The sequence below is a fragment of the Arthrobacter globiformis NBRC 12137 genome (genome assembly GCF_000238915.1).
GTDB lineage: Bacteria > Actinomycetota > Actinomycetes > Actinomycetales > Micrococcaceae > Arthrobacter > Arthrobacter globiformis.
Genome location: NZ_BAEG01000005.1, coordinates 1 through 22,441 on the forward strand (window position 1 = coordinate 1; position 22,441 = coordinate 22,441).

General features: G+C 68.1%; 23 protein-coding genes, 1 tRNA gene and 1 riboswitch. Of the genes, 15 read left to right on the forward strand and 9 right to left on the reverse strand.

What is annotated here, in order from left to right:
* The 3 genes from ARGLB_RS00055 to arfA form a co-directional block, all read left to right on the forward strand.
* A partial coding sequence (locus ARGLB_RS00055) for a carbohydrate ABC transporter permease (protein ID WP_003797468.1) occupies positions 1–860 on the forward strand: 860 nt, incomplete at its 5' end.
* A 2-nt stretch (positions 861–862) separates the two neighbouring features.
* A complete protein-coding gene (locus ARGLB_RS00060; protein ID WP_003797470.1) occupies positions 863–1,759 on the forward strand; it encodes a carbohydrate ABC transporter permease in 897 nt (298 codons plus the stop codon).
* Between the two features lie 64 nt (positions 1,760–1,823).
* The gene (gene arfA, locus ARGLB_RS00065) at positions 1,824–3,362 is read left to right on the forward strand and encodes an arabinosylfuranosidase ArfA (protein WP_003797472.1); all 1,539 of its coding nucleotides are present in this window, start codon (positions 1,824–1,826) and stop codon (positions 3,360–3,362) included.
* 57 nt (positions 3,363–3,419) lie between these two features.
* On the opposite strand, the gene ARGLB_RS00070 is transcribed toward arfA, so the two are convergent.
* From ARGLB_RS00070 to ARGLB_RS00085, 4 genes are read right to left on the reverse strand one after another with little or no spacing between them, the layout of a single operon-like run.
* Positions 3,420–4,469, reverse strand: a complete 1,050-nt coding sequence (locus tag ARGLB_RS00070; protein ID WP_003797474.1) for a sulfate/molybdate ABC transporter ATP-binding protein — start codon at positions 4,467–4,469, stop codon at positions 3,420–3,422.
* Positions 4,466–5,284: an ABC transporter permease gene (locus tag ARGLB_RS00075; protein WP_043417536.1), complete on the reverse strand. Its 819-nt coding sequence runs from the start codon at positions 5,282–5,284 to the stop codon at positions 4,466–4,468. Before ARGLB_RS00075 ends, ARGLB_RS00070 begins: the two co-directional genes overlap by 4 nt.
* Before the next feature lie 22 nt (positions 5,285–5,306).
* Entirely contained in the window at positions 5,307–6,119 is an 813-nt protein-coding gene (modA, locus tag ARGLB_RS00080; protein WP_003797478.1) for a molybdate ABC transporter substrate-binding protein, read from the reverse strand.
* Positions 6,116–6,526, reverse strand: coding sequence for a TOBE domain-containing protein (locus ARGLB_RS00085; RefSeq protein WP_043417530.1), 411 nt, complete (start codon positions 6,524–6,526; stop codon positions 6,116–6,118). Before ARGLB_RS00085 ends, modA begins: the two co-directional genes overlap by 4 nt.
* A 130-nt stretch (positions 6,527–6,656) precedes the next feature.
* Between ARGLB_RS00085 and ARGLB_RS00090 the strand changes: the two genes are divergently transcribed.
* Together ARGLB_RS00090 and ARGLB_RS00095 are read left to right on the forward strand one after the other, a co-directional pair.
* Positions 6,657–7,001: a PadR family transcriptional regulator gene (locus ARGLB_RS00090; RefSeq protein ID WP_003797481.1), complete on the forward strand. Its 345-nt coding sequence runs from the start codon at positions 6,657–6,659 to the stop codon at positions 6,999–7,001.
* Complete coding sequence (locus ARGLB_RS00095; RefSeq protein WP_003797484.1) at positions 6,998–7,384, forward strand: hypothetical protein; 387 nt, start codon at positions 6,998–7,000, stop codon at positions 7,382–7,384. The genes ARGLB_RS00090 and ARGLB_RS00095 overlap by 4 nt, the downstream gene beginning before the upstream one ends.
* Positions 7,385–7,402: 18 nt before the next feature.
* On the opposite strand, the gene ARGLB_RS00100 is transcribed toward ARGLB_RS00095, so the two are convergent.
* Positions 7,403–7,473, reverse strand: a tRNA-Cys gene (locus ARGLB_RS00100).
* An 88-nt stretch (positions 7,474–7,561) separates the two neighbouring features.
* On the reverse strand, positions 7,562–8,104 hold the full coding sequence (locus ARGLB_RS00105) for a GNAT family N-acetyltransferase (RefSeq protein WP_003797485.1): 543 nt from the start codon (positions 8,102–8,104) through the stop codon (positions 7,562–7,564).
* A gap of 255 nt (positions 8,105–8,359) precedes the next feature.
* Between ARGLB_RS00105 and ARGLB_RS00110 the strand changes: the two genes are divergently transcribed.
* Genes ARGLB_RS00110 through ARGLB_RS00120 form a run of 3 tightly spaced genes read left to right on the forward strand, consistent with a single transcriptional unit; the run spans position 8,360 to position 9,354 of the window.
* On the forward strand, positions 8,360–8,875 hold the full coding sequence (locus ARGLB_RS00110) for a flavin reductase family protein (protein ID WP_003797487.1): 516 nt from the start codon (positions 8,360–8,362) through the stop codon (positions 8,873–8,875).
* 13 nt (positions 8,876–8,888) lie between these two features.
* Positions 8,889–9,155: a hypothetical protein gene (locus tag ARGLB_RS00115; RefSeq protein WP_003797489.1), complete on the forward strand. Its 267-nt coding sequence runs from the start codon at positions 8,889–8,891 to the stop codon at positions 9,153–9,155.
* Between the two features lie 10 nt (positions 9,156–9,165).
* The gene (locus ARGLB_RS00120) at positions 9,166–9,354 is read left to right on the forward strand and encodes a hypothetical protein (RefSeq protein ID WP_003797491.1); all 189 of its coding nucleotides are present in this window, start codon (positions 9,166–9,168) and stop codon (positions 9,352–9,354) included.
* Positions 9,355–9,443: 89 nt separating this feature from the next.
* On the opposite strand, the gene ARGLB_RS00125 is transcribed toward ARGLB_RS00120, so the two are convergent.
* Positions 9,444–10,898: a PLP-dependent cysteine synthase family protein gene (locus ARGLB_RS00125; protein WP_003797493.1), complete on the reverse strand. Its 1,455-nt coding sequence runs from the start codon at positions 10,896–10,898 to the stop codon at positions 9,444–9,446.
* Between the two features lie 211 nt (positions 10,899–11,109).
* On the opposite strand from ARGLB_RS00125, the gene ARGLB_RS00130 reads away from it, so the two are divergent.
* Positions 11,110–12,609: an MFS transporter gene (locus ARGLB_RS00130; protein ID WP_083839566.1), complete on the forward strand. Its 1,500-nt coding sequence runs from the start codon at positions 11,110–11,112 to the stop codon at positions 12,607–12,609.
* Here the strand turns inward: ARGLB_RS00130 and ARGLB_RS00135 are convergent.
* Both ARGLB_RS00135 and ARGLB_RS00140 read right to left on the reverse strand, forming a co-directional pair.
* Complete coding sequence (locus ARGLB_RS00135; protein ID WP_003797497.1) at positions 12,606–13,046, reverse strand: rhodanese-like domain-containing protein; 441 nt, start codon at positions 13,044–13,046, stop codon at positions 12,606–12,608. The two genes, ARGLB_RS00130 and ARGLB_RS00135, sit on opposite strands and share 4 nt — an antisense overlap.
* Positions 13,047–13,085: 39 nt before the next feature.
* The gene (locus ARGLB_RS00140) at positions 13,086–14,243 is read right to left on the reverse strand and encodes an LLM class flavin-dependent oxidoreductase (protein ID WP_003797499.1); all 1,158 of its coding nucleotides are present in this window, start codon (positions 14,241–14,243) and stop codon (positions 13,086–13,088) included.
* 213 nt (positions 14,244–14,456) lie between these two features.
* Positions 14,457–14,566: riboswitch (SAM riboswitch) on the forward strand.
* Positions 14,567–14,601: 35 nt separating this feature from the next.
* On the opposite strand from ARGLB_RS00140, the gene ARGLB_RS00145 reads away from it, so the two are divergent.
* Genes ARGLB_RS00145 through ARGLB_RS00170 form a run of 6 tightly spaced genes read left to right on the forward strand, consistent with a single transcriptional unit; the run spans position 14,602 to position 22,437 of the window.
* Entirely contained in the window at positions 14,602–15,708 is a 1,107-nt protein-coding gene (locus ARGLB_RS00145; protein WP_003797502.1) for an LLM class flavin-dependent oxidoreductase, read from the forward strand.
* Positions 15,709–15,721: 13 nt separating this feature from the next.
* Positions 15,722–17,140: an NtaA/DmoA family FMN-dependent monooxygenase gene (locus ARGLB_RS00150; RefSeq protein WP_003797504.1), complete on the forward strand. Its 1,419-nt coding sequence runs from the start codon at positions 15,722–15,724 to the stop codon at positions 17,138–17,140.
* On the forward strand, positions 17,137–18,831 hold the full coding sequence (locus ARGLB_RS00155; RefSeq protein ID WP_003797506.1) for an ABC transporter substrate-binding protein: 1,695 nt from the start codon (positions 17,137–17,139) through the stop codon (positions 18,829–18,831). The genes ARGLB_RS00150 and ARGLB_RS00155 overlap by 4 nt, the downstream gene beginning before the upstream one ends.
* A gap of 2 nt (positions 18,832–18,833) precedes the next feature.
* Complete coding sequence (locus ARGLB_RS00160) at positions 18,834–19,781, forward strand: ABC transporter permease (RefSeq protein WP_003797508.1); 948 nt, start codon at positions 18,834–18,836, stop codon at positions 19,779–19,781.
* 8 nt (positions 19,782–19,789) lie between these two features.
* Positions 19,790–20,749: an ABC transporter permease gene (locus ARGLB_RS00165; RefSeq protein ID WP_003797510.1), complete on the forward strand. Its 960-nt coding sequence runs from the start codon at positions 19,790–19,792 to the stop codon at positions 20,747–20,749.
* Positions 20,746–22,437 (forward strand): dipeptide ABC transporter ATP-binding protein, encoded by a 1,692-nt coding sequence (locus ARGLB_RS00170; RefSeq protein WP_003797512.1) that lies wholly within the window; start codon positions 20,746–20,748, stop codon positions 22,435–22,437. The genes ARGLB_RS00165 and ARGLB_RS00170 overlap by 4 nt, the downstream gene beginning before the upstream one ends.
* Positions 22,438–22,441: the final 4 nt, after the last annotated feature.

Consider the following 22,441-nt stretch of genomic DNA (forward strand, 5'->3'; position numbering starts at 1 on the left):
CCAGGGACAACCTCAACGGCTGGGGCTTTGCCGCCCCGTTCCTGGCGTTCTTCCTGGTGTTCCTCGTCTGGCCGCTGTTGTACGGCCTGTACATGAGCCTCACCGGCAAGTCCCTCACCGGCGCCAACGACAGCCTGATCGGCCTGGCCAACTACGCCGAAGCGCTGGCCGACGCCGACATGTGGCATTCCCTCGGCAACACGCTCTATTTCACGGTGATCAGCACGGTTCCCCTGGTGCTCGTTGCCCTCGTCATGGCCGCACTGGTCAACGTCGGGCTGCCGGCGCAGTGGCTGTGGCGGCTCTCCTACTTCGCCCCGTACCTGCTTGCGTCCACCGTCGTCTCCCTCTTCTTCTCCTGGATGTACAACCCCCAGCTGGGCCTCATCAACGATTCGCTGGCGAAAGTCGGGCTGCCCAAGGTGGCCTGGCTGAACGACCCGAACGTGGCCATGTGGGCCATCGTCATCGCCACCCTCTGGTGGACCGTGGGCTTCAACTTCCTGCTGTACCTGGCCGCCATGCAGAACATTCCCGCCCAGCACTACGAGGCGGCATCGCTGGACGGCGCCGGAGCGTGGCGGCAGTTCTTCTCCATCACCCTGCCGCAGCTCACCCCCACCACCGTGATGATCGTGCTCCTGCAGATCCTGGCCTCGCTGAAAATCTTCGATCAGGTGTACCAGATGACGGCCGGCGGACCCGCCGGTTCCACCCGGCCGGTGGTGCAGTACATCTTCGAAACCGGGTTCACCGGCTACCGGCTGGGCTACTCCGCAGCCATCTCCTACATCTTCTTCGGGCTGATCGTGGCCGTCTCGGTCATGCAGTTCTTCATCACTCGCCGCAGGAGTGCATAACCATGGCAACCCAGACCCTCACCCGCCCCGCCGCCCGCAGCGCGTCCGCTCCGCGGCTCCGCCAGCCGCGGACGAAGATGACGGCGGGCAGAACCGCAGTCCTCGCGGTCGCCGCGATCCTCGCCGTCCTCTGGCTGATTCCCTTCGCCTGGGCAACCGCCACCGCCTTCAAGAGCGAGACGGACGCCGCGGCACCGAAAGTAAGCTGGATTCCGCCGTCGGGCTTTACCGCCGACGCGTTCGTCAAGGTGTTCCAGGACGGCAACATCCCGCTGTGGACCTGGAACTCGCTCTACACCTCCGCGGCCATCACCGTGATCACGCTGGCCATTTCCGCGCTGGTGGCCTACGCCCTGTCCCGCATCGACTTCCGCGGCAAGAAAGTGCTGATGACGGTGATCATCGCCTCCATCATCATTCCGCCGCCGGTACTGATCATCCCGCTCTTCTACCAGATGGTGGCACTGCACATGATTGACACGTCGTGGGCCATCATCCTGCCGCAGGTCATCCACCCGGCAATGGTGTTCGTGCTCAAAAAGTTCTTCGACCAGATCCCGCGTGAACTCGAGGAGGCCGCGGTGATGGACGGCGCCAGCCGGATGCGGATCTTCACTCAGATCATCCTGCCGCTCTCACGCCCCATCCTTGCCGCCGTCGCGATCTTCGTGTTCATCAGCGCCTGGAACAACTTCCTCTGGCCCTTCATCTCCACGAACGACGGCTCCATCCTGACCCTGCCCGTGGGGCTGCAGACCATCAAGAGCGCCTACGGCATCCAGTACGCGCAGAACATGGCCTCCGCGCTGCTCGCGGCCCTGCCGCTCATCCTCGTCTTCCTGTTCTTCCAGCGCCAGATCATCAAGGGCGTTGCGACGACGGGACTCGCCGGCACCTGAGCCGGGCGCCTTCGCTTTGCACTGACTGTCAAGAACCTGAACCACGACCAAGGAGATACCCCACATGTCCCGCGCAAGGATCACCCTCGACCGCGACTTCACCATCGGGGAAGTACCCCGCCGCCTCTTCGGCTCTTTCGTTGAGCACATGGGCCGCTGCGTCTACACCGGGATCTACGAGCCCGGTCACCCCGAGGCCGACGAGAACGGCTTCCGCCAGGATGTGCTCAAGCTCGTCAAGGAGCTCGGTGCCACCGTCATCCGCTACCCCGGCGGCAACTTCGTCTCCGGCTACAACTGGGAGGACGGCATCGGTCCCCGGGAAAACCGCCCCCGCCGGCTCGACGGCGCCTGGCACACCTTGGAGACGAACGCCTTCGGCTTGCATGAGTTCGTGGACTGGTCCCGGCAGGCGGGCACCGAAATCATGGAGGCCATCAACCTGGGCACCAGGGGAGTGGACGCGGCCCGCGAAATCGTGGAGTACGCCAACCACCCGGGCGGCACCTACCTGTCCGACCTGCGCGCCAAGAACGGCCACAAGGACCCGTTCAACATCAAGCTGTGGTGCCTCGGCAACGAGATGGACGGACCCTGGCAGATCGGCCACAAGACTGCCGAGGAATACGGCCGGCTGGCGCAGGAAGCCGCGAAGGCCATGCGGTTCGTGGACCCGGACATCGAACTGGTGGCCTGCGGCAGCTCCAACTCCGGAATGCCCACGTTCGGCGCCTGGGAGCAGACCGTGCTGACCCACGCCTACGAGGAGGTGGATTACGTCTCGCTGCACGCCTACTACCAGGAGCACGACGGCGACGTCGGCAGCTTCCTTGCCAGCGCCGTCGATACCGACTACTTCATCGAATCGGTGATCGCCACGGCCGACGCCGTCCGCGCGAAGGGCAAGCACAAGAAGCACATCAACCTGTCCTTCGACGAGTGGAACGTCTGGTACCAGCGCGGCCTCGACACCGAGGACCAGCCGCACAACGTCTCCAAGGCCGGCTGGCGCGAGCACCCCCGCGTCATCGAGGACAAGTACAACGTGACGGACGCCGTCGTCGTCGGCACCCTGCTCAACTCGCTGCTCCGGCACGGCGACCGGGTCAAGATCGCCAACCAGGCGCAGCTGGTCAACGTGATCGCCCCGATCTTCAGCGAGGAAAACGGACCGGCCTGGCGCCAGACAATCTTCCACCCGTTCGCCCGGATGGCCGAACTGGCGAAGGGCCAGATCCTGCGCCTGTCCGTCGACTCCGACAAGTACGGGAATGCCCGCTTCGGCGACACCGACCTCGTCGACGTCAGTGCGACGTGGAACGAGGAAACCGGCCGGGTGGCGCTGTTCTTCGCGAACCGCGGCCTGGAGGAGGCGGCCGATGTCGAGGTGGCCCTGCGTGGCTTCGACGCCCGGCAGGTGCTCCGCGCCGAGGTCCTGGAAATCCCGGAGGGCGGGGACCGCTTCACGATCAATGCCCAGGGCAGCCCGGACCGCGTGGGCCTGAAACCGCTCGAAGGGGCGAAGGCAAGCGGCTCCGAGCTGCGCCTGAGCCTGCCGGCCCTGTCCTGGGCCGTCGTCGAGCTGGACGTGGTCAAGAACTAGAGGGGAGACGACGACGGCGGGTGGTCCCGCCGTCGTACGTCCCTACACTTTGCGTGCCTACGCAGGGTAGACGGCGATGGCCGTGGCTTTGATGACGAAGTAGACGGTCATCCCGGGGGTGAGTCCGAGGTCTGCCGAGGCTGCCGGGGTGATGTCCGCGGACAGCCCGCCGGCGTGGACGCGGATCTGGTCGCCGTGGGGTTCCAGGTCCGTGACGGTGACGGCGAACGAGTTCCGCGGGCTGCCGTGTTCTGCGCTCAGGAAGACCGAGACCGCCGTCGGCGAAAAGACGGCGACGCCGTCCTGGCCGGGGACGGCACCGTCCTCGGGGTGCGCGGTGATGTCCAGTCCGCCGTCGGACGTGAGCCCACGGCCGGTGATAATGCCGGGAAGGAGGTTCATGCCCGCCAAACCGGCGGCGAACTTGCTGCGAGGTTTCTCCAGGACGCCGCGGGTGGGTCCGGCCTCGGTGATCCGCCCTCCTTCGACGACGATGGCCCGGTCCGCGAGCATGAGGGCGTCCAGGACGTCATGGGTGATGATGATGGCCCGGCGGCTGGCGAGGACGCGTTTGAGGAGCCTGCGCAGCATGGGGGCGGCGTGGATGTCGAGGGCGGCCATGGGTTCGTCGAGGAGCAGCAGCTCGGGGTCCGTGGCCAGGGCACGGGCGACGGCGACGCGCTGGGCCTGTCCGCCGGAGAGCTGGCCGGGCCGCCGGTCAGCGAACTCCGACGCTTCCACCTCGGCCAGCCAGTGCCGCGCCGTCTGCAGCGCACTGGCCCGGTTCGCGCCGGCCGCCCGCGGTCCGAAGGCGACGTTCTCCAGCACGTTCATGTGCGGAAACAGCAGCGGTTCCTGGGCGAGCAGCGCTGTTCCCCGGGTGTGCGGCGGCAGACAGTGACTGTTCCCGGCGTCGAGGTTGAACAGCGTTTTGTCTCCGAGAACTGCATGCCCGCTGTCCGGACGGATGAGCCCGGCGATGATACCCAGCAGAGTCGACTTGCCGGCTCCGTTGGGCCCCAGCACCGCGACGGTTTCGGCCGGTCCGAGGCTGAGGGAAACGTCGAAGTTGCGCGCGTGCAGCGCGGCGTTGAGTGTGAAGGTCATGCTGTTGGTGCCGGCTCCGCCGCCAGCGCCCGTGGGCGCCGGTAGGAAAGTCCGACGACGGCAACGGCCACCGCCACCAGCACCAGTGAGAGCGCGACGGCGGCGTCGGCGTCGGTTTCGCGCTGCAGGTAGATTTCCAGCGGCAGGGTGCGCGTGACCCCCTGCAGGCTGCCGGCGAACGTCAGGGTGGCGCCGAACTCCCCAAGGCAGCGCGCGAAGGACAGCACGGCACCGGAAGCCAGCCCCGGCAGCACCAGCGGGATGCTGACGCGGCGCAGTACCGTGGTGGGGCGCGCGCCCAGGGTTGCCGCGACCGCCTCGTATTTGGTGCCGGCGGTGCGCAGGGCGCCCTCCAGGCTGACCACCAGGAACGGCAGCGCCACGAATGTCTGCGCGAGAACGACGGCGGTGGTGGAGAAGGCGATCTGGATTCCTGCGAAGTCCAGGCTCCGCCCGAGCAGTCCCTGCCGGCCGAACGTGTAGAGCAGGGCGATGCCGCCGACAACAGGCGGCAGGACCAGGGGGAGCAGCACGAACGCCCGCAGCAGCCGCTGGCCCGGGAAGCTGGCACGGGCCAGGACGAGGGCCAGCGGCACGCCAAGTGCGATGCACAGCAAGGTGCTGGCGGCCGAGGTCCGCAGGCTCAGGCCCAGTGCGGTGAGGGAGGATTCCGAGGTGATGAGCGGGACGAACTGTCCCCAGTTCACCTTGGCCACCATGGCGGCAAGAGGCAGCAGGACAAACAGGGCTCCTGCTCCCGCGAGGACGAATACCCACGGCGGGACGCCGGTGTAGCCGGTGTCCCGCCTGTTTATTGTGCGGGCCGTCCAGGCCGTGCTACGGGGTGCCGAAACCGGCGTCACTGAGGACCTTCCTGCCTTCGCTGCCCGTGACCATGGCGATGAAGGCCTTGGCCAGTTCCTTGTTCCTGCTGCTGCCCACGGTGGCGATCGGGTAGGTATTCACAGCCTGGTCCGACTCGCTGAACGTGATGCCTTTGACCTTCCCGCCTGCGTTTCTGACGTCGGTGACGTAGACCAGGCCGGCGTCGGCTTCCCCGGAGGTGACCTTACCCAGGACATCTGTGACGGAGGATTCCTCACTGACGGGTTTCAGGGTGGTTCCGGTGGCCTGTTCCACCTTCTCGGTGGCGGAGCCGCAGGGCACCTGCGGCGCGCAGACAACCACCTTGAGGCCCGGCTTCGCCAGGTCGGCGAAGGACCTGATCGACGCCGGGTTGGCTGGTGGAACCGCGATCTCCAGGACGTTGGTGGCGAAGTTGCGCGCCGTTCCGTCTATGAGATTTGCGTCGGAGAGCTTGGCCATGTTCTTGGTGTCGGCGGCGGCGAATACGTCCGCCGGGGCCCCCTGGCTGATCTGGGTGGCCAGGTCAGAGGACCCGGCGAAGTTGAGCGTCACCTTGGTGCCCGGGTTCGCGGCTTCGAATTCGGAGGCGATCTTGGTGAAGGTCGCCTTCAGCGACGCGGCGGCAAACACGGTCACGGTGCCGGCCGCCGTCGAACTGCCACGCCGGGCTGCCCCGTTAGGGGTATTGCCGTTCGCGGTAGTGGAAGTGGCGCAGCCGGACAGCCCGGCGGCAAGGAAGCCGGCGGCCAGCAGGGCGCTGATGCGCTCGCGGCTGATGCTCATATGATGCTCTTTCCCTGGGGTGTTTCGATGATGACCGTGGTGGCCTTGACCACGGCGGTGGCCACGGACCCGAGTTCCAGGCCGAGTTCGCGAACGGCTTCGCTGCTCATCAGGGAAACGACGCGGAACGGGCCGCACTGTAGCTCTACCTGTGCCATGACCTTGTCCGCAGTGATGCCGGTGACGAGGCCAACGAACCGGTTGCGGGCAGAGCTGCCCACGCGGGTGGGGTCCTCGGGCAGCTGCGCCTGGTCGCGGGCGAGGTGCGCGAGTTCAAGCCCCTCAACGGCCAGCCGGCCCGAGGCGTCCTTCACCGGGGTCAGGGTCCCGTTCTCGGTCCAGCGCCGGACGGTATCGTCGCTGACGCCCAGAAACCGCGCTGCTTCGGAGATGCGGATTTTCGGCATGACACCATATTCCACTATTTGCGGTTATTTCCGCAGTTTTTTACCGCGAATCAGAATCTGACTACAAATCCTGCTCGCCGGTAGGCTGCTGAGGATTGTCATTCAATCTAGGTAGTGACACTATCTATGAGTGAGCGGAATCGACTGGCTGCAGGAGCTGACCCGGGCTGCTCTCCCGCATGCGGTGCTAGGGCTCTTGGCGAACGGGGAGATGCACGGCTATGCCATGATCGAAGTCCTCCGCTCCGGAGGGTTCCCGCGGACCCAGGGCGGGACTTTGTACCCGCTCCTGCGGCGGCTGGAGGAGCAGGGGCTGGTCAGCCATGTGTGGCAGCACGACGCAGCTGGGCCCGGCCGCAAACAATTCACCATCACCGAAGAAGGCCGCGCGGAGCTGACGCGCGCGGCGGAGGCCTGGCAGCAGATGGATGACGCACTCAGCAGGCTTCGAACCAGCAGACAGGACAACCCATGACGTACGAGCGCGACCTTGCCTTCAACCTTCGGATCCGCGGCATCCCGGAGTGCGAGATCGCCGAAATAATGGCGGAAGTGCGGGCCCATGAAGCGGCCACCGGGACGCCGGCAAAGGACGAGTTCGGAGCCGCCCAGGAGTATGCCAAGCAGTTCCCGAAGGGCAAGAGCCGGTCACGGGGAACGGCCATCACCGCCGTGGCAGTGGCAGCGTCCCTCGTGTACGTTCTGGCCGTCGTCGTCACGCCGTTCCTTGGCGTCGATATCCGGGAATCCGTGGGGCCCATGACCCTGCTGCCGGCGCTCGCCGTATCCCTGGGAGGCGTCCTCGCCGGATTCCTCACCGACTGCCTCCGCCCGGTGTCTTCGTCCTCCCAAGCCTGAACGAGCTGCCCGAAACTGACGTGATGGCGGGATTCGAACCCGCGTCAACGGTTTTGCAGACCGCTCCCTGGCCACTCGGGCACACCACGTACCGGTAGCCTAGGCAAGCCCCGGCCCGATGTCGCCTGTATGTAGAACTCGGTCTTGGCATTGCGGCTGACTACGCCGCGGCCGGCTTTACGCCGCCTGATAACCCGTCAGGTCCAGCGTGTACACCACCAGCTGGACTTTCGGAGCGGGCCGGGGCCGCTCCCGTTCCGGCCGCCGGACAAAGCCGAAGCGCCGATAGAGCTGCTGCGACCGCTCGTTGTCCGCCCCGGTGTCGAGCACCAGGCCGCTGGCACCGGTGGCTTGCGCGAGGTTTGCCGACTCGGCGAGCAGCCTCCAGCCGATGCCCGAGCGGCGGGCCTGCGGCAGCACCGCCAGCAGCCGCAGCTCCATCTCGCCGTCGAGTGCCTGGCGGGCCAGGGATGAACCAAAAGGCAACAGGCTCGCGGTACCTACCAGGCCGCCGTCGGCCGCGTCCTCAGCAACCAAAAGCACGCCCTCCCTGGCCCGTGAAGCGGCGTCGAGCAGCAGTTCCAGGCGGTCGGGCGCAGGCTCCGGGGCGCCGGGAAGATGGTGCCCAAAGCCTTCATAGGTCAGGCGTCCGACGGCGTCGAGCTCCGACTCCGCGGCCTCGCGGATCCGGTACTGCGTTGCTGTTCCTGGCAGTGTCACGCGTGGACTCCTTTGAGGTTGAGGGGCTGGCCGCCAGCCTGCATCACAGGCTAAACGCGCCGCCGGGACGGTTCCCACAGCAGCGACATCCCCCGACGTTCTTCGTCACCCAAGGCCTGATTTTGGACTGTTTTTGTTACGCCCCGCTTCGGCCGGTGAAGCTGCGTTTCCATGCGCGTCAGTTCGTTGCAGCCGGGGTTTGGAAGCGGGCAGCGAGGTGCTTCATTGGGAGTACACGCTTCGAAAGGACACGCCATGACGGAACTCTCAGACCTCAGCCCGCGCCGGATCCGCAACGTGCTGGGCCACTTCGCAACGGGCCTGACCGTGATCACCGCGGCCACCGAGAACGGCCCTGCCGGGTTCACCTGCCAGTCCTTTGCGTCCCTCTCGCTGGAACCGGCGCTGGTGACTTTCAGCCCGGCACGGACCTCCAGCACCTGGCCGCTGCTGCGCCGGGCGGGCCGCTTCACCATCAACATCCTCCCCGCCGGCCACCAGCACCTCGCGGCCCAGTTCGCGCGGTCCGGTGCAGACAAGTTCGCCGGCGTCGACTACTCGCCGTCGCCTCTCGGCAACCCTGTCCTCGACGGCGCCCTGGCCTGGGTGGACTGCGAGCTGCACCAGGAGTACGACGGCGGGGACCACACCATTGTGGTGGCCGCGGTCCGCGCGCTGAGCGCCCGTTCGGACGTCGATCCCCTCCTCTTCTTCAAGGGCGACTACGTCTCCGTGCAGCCACGGGCGAAGATCCTGGAGGGCGCCGCATGACACGGGGCGCCGCATGACACGGGTCAAGGCCACGTCCCGGCGGCGCGGCCGCCGGCATGCGCAGCCGGAAACCAGCGACGAGGCGTTGCAGCCTGCGGAGGACTGGGCAGCCATCGAGGTGGGGGCCACGGTTGAAGTCACGCTGGCCGCCGGGCACTCCTACACCGGCCACATCGATTCCAAGACGCACGATTCCGGCTTGGTGTGGGTCATTGATTCCGCCGGGCAGGGCCGCCAGATGTACGGCAACCGCGACGGCGTCCGCCTCCGGCCGCATTAGGCAGGCGGGAATGAGCGTCCTCCTGCTGTCCGCGGCCTTCATTGTTTGCCTCGCGGCGGGCGGTGTTTGGTCGGCAGTGCCGCTGCTGACCGGCGCGGCCGATGCACTCCCCGCTAAACCGGACACGTATTCCGCAGATCTGGATTCCCGGGACGCGGCCCCCGGATTCCCCCTCTACCCCTACGGCTGGCCGCCGTAGGGGTATTTTCCGCTGTCCGCCGCCGGGTTTCTGGTGCCCCGGGGTAGCGGACCCCGGGTCACCTAGCCACCGGTCACCCGGGCCGCAGGTCACCAGCCGCCGGTCACGGCGCCGGCGATGCGGCCGTCGACCAGGAGGGCCAGCAGATCGCCGTCCGCCCGGACGCCGTCTGGCAGTACGTCCGCCAGCAGTTCACCGGTCCCGACGGCGGTGAACGCAACCCCGTGCCGTGCCGCCGGTTCCTGCGCCTGGGACGGTCCTGCCGACAGGGCGGCCTGCAGCGAACCCAGTGTCACGGCAGCCGCCACCTCCCGCGGGTGGACACTGCCGAATGGGGTTCCGCGGTCCAGTGCGATGAAGGCCGGCTCGCCGTCCTCCAGGCCGCGCCGCTGCAGCTCCGTATGGGCCTCGGATACCGTGCAGGAGACTGGCAGAATGTGCACGCCTGCGGCGGGGGACGAAAGCAGGCTTCCGGCGGTGCCGTCCGCCGCCGCCGGCCTAAGGAAGCCCGCGGAGGTCAGCCAGCCGTCGTCGAAATATGTGGAGAGGTAGTTGCGCCCCGAATCGGGGATGATCACCACGATCGTGTGGCTTTCGTCCAGCTCCGCGGCAAGCCGGAGGGCTGCGGCCAGCGCCGTGCCGGCCGTGCCGCCGATGAGCAGGCCCTCTTCGCGGGCCGCCTTCCGGGCGGACAGGATGGATTCCTTGTCGCTGACCCGCACGTAGCGGTCCACCAGGGAGGTATCGAATGCCTGGGGCCAGATGTCCTCGGCTGAATCAGGGTGGACGGCGTGGCCGGCCCCTTCGACGTACTTGGCGGCCCCGTCGCCGCCGCCATATGCGGAGTGGTCGGGGTCAGCGGCCACCACCTGCACTGATCCGCCGCTTGCCTGTTTGAGGAAGCGGCCCGTCCCGGTGATGGTCCCGCCGGTGCCCACGCTGGCCACCAGGTGCGTCACTGTGCCGTCCGTATCTCGCCAGATCTCCGGTCCTGTCGATTCCACATGGGCGCCGGGGTTGGCCGGGTTGTCGTACTGCTGCGCCAGCCAGGCTCCGGGTGTGGCTTCGGCGAAGCGGGCGGCCCGGTTGGCCAGATGGTCCGGGTGGCTGCGCGGAACGAAGTCGGCCACGAGGTGCACCTCGGCGCCGTAGGCGCGCAGCAGCCGGATCTTCTCGGCCGCGGTGGCCGCGGGGGCGAACACCACAGCGCGGTAGCCGAGGTGGGCCGCCACGAGGCTCAGGCCGACACCCGTGTTGCCGCTGGTTCCTTCCACCACGGTGCCGCCCGGGCCCAGCAGGCCGTCCCGCTCCGCCGCGCGGATCATGGACAGGGCGGCGCGGTCCTTAACGCTGCCGCCGATGTTCTGGAACTCCAGCTTGGCGTAGATGCGCGGCCGCAATGACGCTGCAAGCCGGGTGAGCCTGACCAACGGGGTGTTGCCGATGCCGTCCAGCACCGACTCATGGACCGTCATGGCCGCGGCTCCCGGCAGGCCGGCTTCAGTGCGCGTAAAACCCTGCGCGGACAGGTTGTTTCGTGGCATGGCTGGAACGTTAGGCCGCCCGGCAGCCTGCCGCAAAAGGCCTGAAGCCTTGTTGCCAAGCGTGTCTTCCCGTGAGCTGTTATGTCGGTTTTGCTGCCGTGGATGTCGGAGTACGACGGCGGTTGGCCGGGTTCCGTCACCGGCGTTCACCGTGGTTCATCCTCCGACCCTCGATGCGGGGACGGCCGTCGGCCCACCTTAGAGTCCGGACATGGGGCGGGCAGCAACAGAAACGGACACATCAGCACGCGCCGGCCTGTGGCTGTGCCTCGGGGCCGGTTTCATCACGCTCCTTGACCAGTCAGTCTTCGTCCTCGCTGTTCCGGCAATGACCGCCGGACTGGGCGCTGACACCGCACAGGTGCAGTGGATCCTGGCCAGCTACTCCCTGGCGTTCGGAGCGGCGCTGGTACCGGCAGGACGGCTGGGGGACGTCCTGGGCCGCCGGGCGCTCTTCATGGCGGGAATCGCGGTGTTTGGCGCCTTCAGCCTGATGGGCGGGCTGGCCTCCGACCCGGCGCTGGTCATCGCGGCGAGGCTGCTTCAGGGGCTCGGCGCAGGCACCTTGAATCCGCAGGTCCTGGGGCTCCTCCAGGATCTGTTTTCCGGAACCTGCCGGGCCAAGGCCCTGGGGTACTACGCCGCGGCCGGGGGCTTCGCCGCCGTGTGCGGCCCCCTTCTTGGCGGCCTGGTCCTTTCCGCAGCCGGGGACACTGCCGGATGGCGGGTGCTCTTCCTCATCAACGTCCCTCTGGTGGTGCTCCTGGTGCCGCTGGCTTTCCGTTTCCTGCCGGCGCGCCCCGGGCGTGACCACCGCGCCGGTCCCGCCTCCGTCGACGGGGTAGGAGCCCTGCTGCTTGGTGCCGTGGTGGTGGCCTTCCTCCTCCCCACGGTCCACGGCTCGCCTGAGTCTGCCCCGGCATGGCTGGCTGCGGGGGCAGCGGTGCTCCTGTGTTTTGCGGGCTGGGAGCTGCTCTATCACCGGCGGGGCCGCACGCCCCTGCTCAGTGCAGGGCTGGCCCGTTCCAAGGGCTACCTGCTGGGCACGGTGGTGGCGCTGTGCCAGTTCGGCGTGGGCGCGGCGATGTCCGCGGTCACCGCTTTCTATTTCTTGTCGGGAAGCGGCCTCGCCCCGCTCGCCGCGGCAGGCGTCCTGGCACCGCAGGCCGCCGGGATGCTGCTGGCCTCGGGGTCCAGCTGGCGGTTCGTCGCGAGGTTCGGCAGGGCGGGCATTGTCTTTGCTTTGGCGGCCAGCCTTGCCACCCTGGTCGCGAAGGACTTTGCCGTGCAGCACCTGGACCACTCCGCGGCGGCACTCGCGGTTGCCGCGGTGGGCCTGGTCCAGGGCGCGGCGACGGGCCTTGTGGTGGCGCCGAACCAGGCCCTGACGCTGGCGCATGCGCCCGCGGGCACGGCCGGGGTTGCTGCCGGCTTCTACCAGCTGAGCCAGCGCTTCTCAGCGGCGCTGTGTTCGGCCGCGGTGGCCGGGCTGTTTCTGCACGCCGGCCCCGGTCTGGCCGGCGTCAGCGGGGCCATGGCAGTGGACGGCGGGTACCGCGGCGCGTTCCACAACGGCATCCTGCTGTGTTCGACGCTGACCGCCGTTGCCATCGCCGCCGGCAGCCTCGACTGGATCCGCACTGCGAGGGCGCGCCGCCAAAACGGCAAGGCCGCCCGCCCCTTGGACCAGGCTCTGGCGGACTCCCGTTAGACGGCCGCCGGCTGGGCCGGCGCGTTCGGCGAGGCCGGCACGTTCGGCTGGGCGGGCTCGTCGGCTTCAGCGGCCGGGCCAGTGGTGGCCACCCCGGCGGAGCGCAGTGCCGGGAACCCGCCGTCGACATGCACGGCACGGGAGTAACCCAGCAGCCTGAGCTTCTCCGCCACGGGACGCGACCCGTTGACCGAGCCGCAGAAGACGACGATCTGCTGGTCCGTTCCGGTTACCCCGGGGAGGCGGACGGAGGACTCCGGCCCAAAGTCCTTGGCCACGTTCTCGCGGTCCACCACTACAGCCCCCGGAACGCTGCCGGTGCTTGCCCTGCCCTTGTCACTCCGGACGTCGATCAGGAGGGCTCCCTCGCCGATAAGCCGGGCTGCCTCGTCGGCGCTGACCAGCCGTGGATCGTTGGTGGTGTTTTCGGTGCTCATTTGGTGCTCCTTCGAATGTTGTCGGTGGTGCGGGAAGTGCTAGGAGAGTCCCCATGCCTGCGCGAGCAGCTCCTGGGACCGGATCCGGTCGGACTGGTGGTGGGTGATGGTGGTGACCAGCAGCTCATTGGCTCCGGTGGCGCGCTGCAGGGTCCGCAGCCCCTCCGCCACCTGTGCGGGGTGGCCCACGAACCGGGTGTCCAGCCTGTCCTGGATGAGCCACGCCTCGGCGGGTTCCAGCTCCGGCTGGCGGCCGGCATCTTCGGGCACCGGGTAGGGAATGGCGCCGCGGCCTGTTCTGATGCTGTGGACCCAGTCCGCGTATCCGGCTGCGATGGTCCTGGCCAGGGATTCGGTCTCCGCCACCACGACGTCGGCGGAGACCGCCACGTATGGCTTAGCCAAGGTGGCGGACGGCTTGAAATGCGACCGGTATTCCCCGATGGACTCCATGACCGCCGCCGGGGCAACGTGGTAGTTCGCCCCGAAAGGCAGCCCAAGCTTCCCGGCGAGGCGGGCACTGGGGCCGGCGCTGGACCCGTGGATCCAGAAGTCCGGGGCATTGCCCTGTGCCGGGTGCACGGTAACTTCCGTGCCTTCCGCTGCACGGAATTCGCCGGCGAAGAACGCGATGATGTCCTGGACGTCGTTTTCGAAGTTGTCCGCATCGCCGGGCACCCGGCCGAGCAGATCGGCCTGAACCTGGAAGCGCTCGGGAAACTTCTTGCCGAAGAGCGGCCGCGGGGCCGGGATCAGCAGGCCGTCCACCACCCGGTTGCCGGTGGGCGCCGGCGAAGCGACCGGCGGCCTGGGGTCCCCGGGGCCGGTTTCGTCGGCCGGCGCCTTGGGCACGCCGGACCTGCCAAAACCCAGGTCCACGCGTCCCGGATACAGGGCGGACAGCGTCCCGATGTTTTCGGCGATCTGAACCGGCCGGTAGTTTCCCAGGATCGTGGCCGCAGTACCCACCCTGATGGTGCTGGTTGCCGCGGCGATGACGGCGGACAGGACGTGCGGGGCGGACCCGGCTACGCCCGGACTCAGATGGTGTTCGGCCAGCCAGTAGCGGCTGTATCCCAGCGCCTCTGCCGAGACGGCCAGGTCAATGGTGTTCCGCAGGGCGTCTGCGGCGCACTGGCCTGCGGAGACGGGGCTGAGATCGAGGACCGAAAGGGGAACCACGGAAGGCTTGGACATGGCAGAACACTACGGAGCCGCAGTCGCCGGCCAAACTCCTCCGTCACCGTCCTCAACGTCCGGAAACCGGGGGTCACCGGAGCCCAAAATCCGTCACAAAAGACGGGCACGCGTGACGGAATGCGCCACTGCTTGACGCTGCATTTCCCGAATTGACACCGCGTGGCAGACGGTTTGGACATGTCCCGGCGGCCCTTTTAGATTCGACGTCTAGGTCCAGAGTCAGCACGCCAAGGACCGGCTCGTGCTGCGGCAACCCTCAGGCATTTGATGGCGGGGTGCTCCGGAAACAGACCTGGCCGCACTTGCGGCAAGTGAATGTCGAGACGGCCGTCCGCGGCCCCTAAAAGAGGGAACCATGCCTTCATCGCCCACACCCAAAAACCGTTCCGCCGTGCTCGGCATCGAGCTCGACGGCGACGGCGCCCACCCGGCCGCCTGGCGGTTCGCCGCGCACGAGCCCGGCGCGCTGCTGACCGGCACACGCATCCGGGAAACCGTACAGGCAGCGGATATCGCTGGCTTCCACCTCGCCACCTTCCACGATTCGCGGACCACGGACACGGGAGCCGCCGGGATCGCGGGACGGATCGACGCGGTGCAGCGTGCGGCCTTCGCCTCGCCGGTGACCCGCTCGATCGGTCTGGTGCCCGAGGTGGGCGTCATTTACACGGAGCCCTTCCACGTGGCCACCCAGCTGGCGAGCCTGGACTATTCCTCCCGCGGCCGGGCAGGGTGGCTGGTCAGCGCCGAGAACACGCTCCAGGAGGCACGTTCGGTGGGCCGCGACGTCCTTCCTGCCGGGGAGGTCGGCGCGGAAGCGGCGGACGTCGTCGAAAGCGCCCGGCGGCTGTGGGACTCGTGGGAAGACGACGCCGTGATCCGGGATGCGGCCACCGGCCGTTACCTTGACGCCGGCAAACTGCACTACGCGGATTTCGAGGCGGGCCGGTTTTCCGTGAAGGGGCCGTCCATCATTCCCCGCCCCTTCCAGGGGCAGCTGCCGGTCTTTGCCCCGGCGGCGCTGCTGCCCTCCGTCGAAGCCGACGTGGCACTGGTGTCCGCGGCCACGCCGGAGGAACTGGCGCCGGAAGCGGAGGCTGCACGGAACGCGGGTGCCCCGCGCACGCTCCTGGAACTGGACGTGGTCCTCGACGCCCGCGGCTGGCGGGCGGCTGACCGGCTGGCTGAGCTGGACGCGCACGGACATTGGGACGGCGGAGCCCGCTACGTGGGAAATGCGGCCGGGCTGGCGGAGCTGCTGGCCGAGCTGTTCCAGCAGGGCGACGGCGTCCGGATCAGCCCCGCGGTGCTGGACACCGACCTGCCGGAGCTGGCTGCCCTGGTGCTCCCGGAACTTCGGCGGACGGGCCTGCTGTCCGGCCCCGTCCCGGGCGGCACACTGCGTGAATCCTTCGGCCTGTCCCGCCCCGCCAACCGCTATGCCGCCGCCGCGGCCCTCTAGAGAGGCCAGACCCATGAGCACATCCCCACGCACTCCCGGCAACGGCCAGATCCAGTTCGGCGTCTTCTTCCAGGGCGTCAACCACACCACCGTCTGGCGTGATCCAGCCAGCGGATCCCAGACGGACTTCGAATCGTTCCGCCGGGTGGCACAGACCGCAGAACGTGGCCTCTTCACCGCCTTCTTCCTGGGCGAAGGGCTGCGGCTCCGTGAACACCTGGGCCGGATCCACGAGCTAGACGTCGCCGGCCGGCCGGACGCGCAGACCGCGCTCGCCGCCCTGGCCGCGGTGACCACCAATATCGGCCTGGTGGCCACGCAGAACACCACCTACAACGATCCCGCGGACCTCGCCCACCGGCTGTCCAGCCTGGACCTTCTTTCCGGCGGCCGGGCGGCGTGGAACATTGTGACCACGGACAACGCCTGGACCGGCGCCAACTTCCGGCGCGGCGGCTTCCTCGCCCACGAGGACCGCTACATCCGGGCCGAAGCCTTCGTCCAGACGGCTAAGGCGATCTGGGACTCCTGGGCTGACGGCGCAATCGCCGGGTCCCGGGGCTCCCGCCAGTGGCTGGCCGAGGACGCCATCACCCCTGTCCGCCGCAAGGATGCGAGTTTCGACGTCGAAATCACCGGCAGGCTTCCGCGGTCCGGCCAGCTGCATCCTGTCCTGTTCCAGGCTGGCGACTCCCCGGAGGGCCGCGACTTTGCGGTCCGCAACGCGGACGTCATCTTCTCGCGGCACGCCGGGCTGGAGGCGGCCAAGAAGTTCCGCGAGGACATTGTGGCCCGCACACTGAAAGCAGGCCGTCCGGCGGATGACGTCAAGATCTTCCCGGGGCAGGAGTTCATCCTGGCACCCACCGCCAAGGAAGCAGAGGAAAAGCACCAGTGGGTCCGCGAACGGCAGGTGGGCCCGCAGACCGCCATCGCGTTCCTGGAACAGTTCTGGGGCCGCCCCCTAACCGAATATGACCCCGACGGCCCGCTTCCCGACGTCGACCCGGTTGTGGACGTCACCGACCCCACCCGGGGCAACGCGTTCCACGGAAAGAACGCCCGGGAGCTTGCAGCGGAATGGCGGGCTGAGGCGGAGGATAAGGGCCTGTCCATCAGGCAGTTCGTCTCCGGTCGCGCCCAGCTCAACGGCCGGGGTCTGGTGGGCTCCTACGACGACGTCGCCGACCTGTTGGCCGAATACGCACACTCCGGGGCCGTGGACGGCTTCAACATCACGCCATGGATAGTCCCCTCCGGCCTCGATGACATCGTGAACGAGCTTGTCCCCAGGCTCCAGGATCGCGGCGTCTACCGGACCGAATACGAGGGAACCACCCTCCGGCAAAACCTGGGGCTCCGTGCCCCGCTGTCGCACCGCAACGGCTCGCTGGCCGCGGTGGACCAGACCCAGAGCGAGGAAGTCGCATGAACGCCCGAAACACCACCACTGAGCCCGGAACTGCCGGGCCGGACCTTGCCGGGCCGGACCTTGCCGGGCCGGCACGTGGCCGCCGGATTAGCCGAACAGCGGCAGCCGGAACGCTGCTGGGAACCGTGGCGCTGCTGATCGCCTCCTGCGGCGGCACGTCCGACGCCGGATCCCAGCCGGGTGCCGGCACCGGCCCCGTGCGGGGCGGCAACCTCAACTTCGCGATCTCGGTGGACCGGGGGTGCATCGATCCCCAGCAGGTAGGCAACAATGACGCGATCGCCGTCGCCCGCCAGACCGTGGCGTCACTGACTTCCCAGGACCCGAAGACCGGCGAGATCGTCCCCTGGCTGGCTGAGAAGTTCGAGGCGAACAAGGACGCCACCAGCTTCACCTTCACCCTCCGCAGCGGAGCAACATTCGCGGACGGGACGGCCATCGATGCGCAGTCCGTAAAGACCAACTTCGAGGCGATCAAGGCCCTCGGTGCCAAAGCCACCCTGGGTTCCACGTACCTGAGCGACGTCAGCGGCATCACGGTCAAGGACCCGAAGACCGTGGTGGTGGATTTCGCCAAGCCCAACGCCCAGTTCCTGCAGGCCACCTCCACGTTCACGCTCGGGCTGCTCTCCCCGGCGTCGGCGAAACTCAGCGACGCCGACCGCTGCGCGGGCAAATTCGAAGGGTCAGGCCCGTTCACCGTGAAGAGCTACACGGTGGACAAGGAAGCGGTTCTGGAACGCCGGGAAGGCTACGCCTGGCCCGCGGCCACGAACAGCAACAAGGGTGAGGTTTACCTGGACACCGTCACTTTCAAGATCATCCCGGAAGCAGGCAACCGCACCGGGAGCCTGCAGTCCGGGCAGATCGACGCCACGGCCGCCATCTCCGCTGCGGACATCAAGCTTTTTGACGGCAACGGCTTCTGGAAGGAGACCAGGGCCAACCCGGGGGTGGTGTACAACCTGTACTCCAACGAGTCCACGCCGAAGCTCAAGGAGACGGCGGTGCGCCAGGCGATCTCCAAGGCCATCAACCGCGAGGAAATCACCAAAACGCTGCTGACCGAGGCGGACCAGCCCGCCAAGGGCGTGCTGTCCCACACCACGCCGTTCTTCAAGGACTTCAGCGAACTGCTGAAGTTTGATCCCGACGGCGCCAAGAAACTACTGGACGACGCCGGGTGGAAGCCGGGGGCGGACGGCATCCGCGCCAAGAACGGCCAGCGGCTCTCCTTCTCGGTCACCTACTGGCAGTCTCCGAAGGAAGTCCTGGAACTCGTGCAGCAGCAGCTCAAGGCGGTGGGCATCGACCTCCAGCTGAAGTTCACCACCATCGCTGACGTCACGGCGGCGCAGGCGAACAAGGACTACGACTTCTCCTACGGCAACCTGACCCGCAGCGATCCGGATGTCCTGCGGACCGTCTTTGGCGCGAACACGGCACGCGGCGGAAGCAACCTCCGCCCTGCTTTGCCGGTGGACACTACCCTTGGTGAGCAGGCTGCCGCACTCGACAAGAATGCGCGGCAGAGGCTCGTGGACCAGGCCCAGGAGGCCCTCATCAAGGACGCGCATTCCATTCCGCTGTACGAGCTTTCCACCACGATCTCCGCCAGCGAGAAGGTTCACGACCTGAAGTTCGAGGCCTCCAGCCGCCTGGACTTCTACGACGCCTGGCTGAGCAAGTAGCTATGCTCCGGTATGTCGGGCAACGTCTCCTGCAGGGCGCCTTTGTCCTCTGGGCGGCCTACACTGTCTCCTTTTTCATCCTGTACCTGCTCCCGGGCGACGCCGTCAGCATCATGGCCAGCGGCGATGAGCAGAATGCCGTGGACCCAGCGCTCGTGGCGAAGCTGCGCAGCGAATACGGGCTGGACCGGCCGCTCTACGAGCAGTACTTCATCGCCCTGGGCAGGGCACTGCAACTCGATTTCGGCATTTCCATCAAGAACGGGGTGGCGGCCACCCGGTCCGTGGCCGAGGTCCTGCCCGAAACCATCAAGCTCGCCGCCGCGGGATTCGCGCTCGCCGTGCTGCTCGGCAGCGCCCTGGCCACTGCGGCCACCTTCAGCCGGAACCCCTGGGTGCGGCAGGCCCTCGGCTCGCTGCCGCCGCTCGGGATCGCCGTGCCGACGTTCTGGATCGGGCTCCTGCTCCTGCAGTTGTTCTCCTTCCGGCTTCGCCTGTTCCCGGCGATCGGCAACGACGGCGCCGCCAGCATCGTCCTGCCCGCGCTCACCCTCGCCATCCCGACGGCGGCCGTGATCGCCCAGCTGCTGTCCCGCAGCCTGCGCCAGACCCTCGGCGAGCCCTATATAGAGCAGGTCCGCGCCAAGGGGGCCAGCGAAGCGCTCATCAACTTTGGACATGCCCTCCGCAACGCCGCCATTCCCACCCTGACCATGCTTGGCATCCTGGTGGGCAACCTGCTGGCCGGCGCCGTGGTCAGCGAAACGGTGTTCTCGCGGGCAGGCATCGGCCGCCTCACCGTCACGGCAGTCAACAGCCGGGATATCCCCGTGGTGCAGACGCTCGTTGTCCTCGCGGCCGTCATCTTTGTGGTCACCAGCCTGGTGGTGGACCTGATCTACCCGCTCGTGGACCCCCGCATCAACATCGGCAAGACGGCCAAGGCCTAGGAGGCACCATGTCACAGCAGCTTCTGCGGGAAACGGACCCGGACCTCCTTGCGGCCGAGTATCCCGGCCCGGCCGCCAGCAGCGAAGAGTTTCCGGCCGCTCCCGAGAACCCGCGGTGGAGCGGAGCGGCAGGGCATATTCTCCGCCTGCTGCAGCAGACCGCCCGGCAGTCCCTGCGGCAGCCCGGACTGTTTTTGGCGGTGCTGGTCCTCGGCACCACACTGCTCTGGGCCGCCGTCCCGGCGGCCTTCACCTCCTGGCCGCCGGACACCGGGATCCCCGCGGACCGGCTGCTGCCGCCGTCGGCCACGCACTGGTTCGGCACGGACAGCCTGGGCCGCGACCTCTTCTCCCGGGTGGTCCACGGTTCGGCGACGTCGCTGGCCGCCACCGCCGTCGCCGTGGCCGTTGGCCTCGTGGCCGGTTCGGCTCTCGGGCTGCTGGCAGGGTTTGTGCGCGGCTGGGTTGATGACGCCATCATGCGCCTCATGGATGTCCTGCTCGCGATTCCCAGCCTCCTGCTCTCCCTCGCCCTGATTACGGTGCTCGGCTTCGGCACGGTCAACATTGCCATTGCGGTGGGCGTGGCCAGCGTGGCCAACTTCGCACGCATCATGCGCTCGGAATCGCTGCGGGTGGGAACAGCGGTGTACGTCGAGGCGGCGCGTTCCGCAGGCGTGCGCTGGCACACCATCCTGCTCCGGCATGTCCTGCCCAATGCGGCCGGGCCGGTGCTGGCCTTGTCCGCGCTGGAGTTCGGCGCGGCCGTACTGTCCATCTCATCGCTCAGCTTCCTGGGTTTCGGCGCCCCGCCGCCTGCCTCGGAATGGGGGTCCCTCGTGGCCGGCGGCCGCGACTACCTCGTGGCCGCATGGTGGCTGGTGACCCTGCCCGGCGCGGTGATTGCCGCCGTCGTGCTTTCCGCCAACCGCATCTCCCATGCCTTCCAGACAAGGACCAGCCGATGACCGCCAGTACCGCAGCCCCCGCCGGAGCGCCCCTGCTGACGGTCGAGGAACTCAAAGTCTCCTACCTGGTGGACGGCGAGCCGCAGCCCGCCGTCCAAGGGGTGAGTTTCCAGGTCTACGCCGGCGAGGTGGTGGCCATCGTGGGTGAGTCAGGATCGGGCAAGACCACCACCGCGCACTCCATCATCAACCTCCTTCCGGGCAACGCCCGCCGTGACTCAGGGAAGGTTCTGTTCGGGGGCGCTGACCTCACCCGCCTGATGCGCAAGGAATGGCAGAACGTGCGCGGTAAGGACATAGGCCTGATCCCGCAGGACCCGACGGCGTCGCTGGACCCGCTGCAACGGGTGGGGGAGCAGGTGGCCGAGTCGCTGACTATCCACCGCATCCAGCCGAAGAAGGCTGCCCGCGAGGCCGCCGTCCGGCTGCTCGAGGAGAGCGGGATCCGTGACGCCGCGGCGCGTGCCCGCCAGTACCCGCACCAGTTCTCGGGCGGAATGCGGCAACGGGTCCTCATTGCCGCCGCGCTCGCCGCCAGGCCCCGGCTGGTCATCGCCGATGAGCCCACCAGCGCCCTGGACGTGACGGTCCAGCGGCAGATCCTGGACAACATCGCGGCACTGACAGCGGAGCGCGGAACCGCCGTGCTGCTCATTACGCACGACCTCGGCGTGGCCGCGGACCGGGCGGACAGGATCATTGTGATGCGGCAGGGCGTCGTCGTGGAGCAGGGCCCCACGGCTTCCGTCCTGACCAACCCGCAGGACGGATACACGCGCTCGCTGATCGCAGCCGCGCCGGGCCTAAGCCCGCGGCGGCTGAGGAGGACGGTTTCGCCGATCAGTCCGGCGTCTGCCGGAGATTCCCCTGTCGCCGGAAAAACCCCGGGAGCCCGGCCGCCACTGGTGGAAGCCGCGGGGCTGCGCAAGGTGTTCAGCCTGCCGCGCGCTGCGGGCAGCGCCAGGACCATCACCGCGGTCGACGGCGTTTCCCTTGATATCCGCAAAGGGGAGACCCTCGCGCTGGTGGGCGAGTCGGGATCCGGCAAGAGCACGGTGGCCCGGCTGCTGCTGCGCCTCGAGAAGCCCAGCGGCGGCAGCGTGCTGTTCGACGGGCAGGATCTGGCCACGGCGAGGGGTGAAAACCTCAGGCTGCTGCGCCGCCGGTTCCAGGTGGTGTTCCAGAGCCCCTTCGCCTCACTGGATCCGCGCTTCAGCGTGTCGGACAGCATCGCGGAGCCGCTCCGCGCCTTCGCCGAGGGAAGCCCGGGCGAGCAGCGCGGGCGGGTCGCAGAGCTCCTTGACGCCGTTCAGCTGCCAGCGGGATTCGCGCGGCGGCTCCCCGCGGAGCTCTCCGGCGGGCAGCGCCAGCGCGTGGCCATCGCGCGCGCCCTGGCCCTGCGGCCGGACCTGGTGGTCCTGGACGAAGCGGTGTCGGCGCTGGACGTTTCGGTGCAGGCACAGATCCTGGACCTCCTCGCCGGGCTCCAGGAACGGGACGGCTTGAGCTACCTGTTCATTTCCCACGACCTCGCCGTGGTCCAGCAGATTTCCGACCGGGTGGCCGTGATGCGGGCTGGAAAGCTCGTGGAGCTCGGAGCCACTGCGGAGATCCTGGGGAACCCCGCACACGAGTACACGCGGCAGCTGATCAGCGCCATTCCCGGCCGGCAGGTGCTGGCGGTCTGAGATT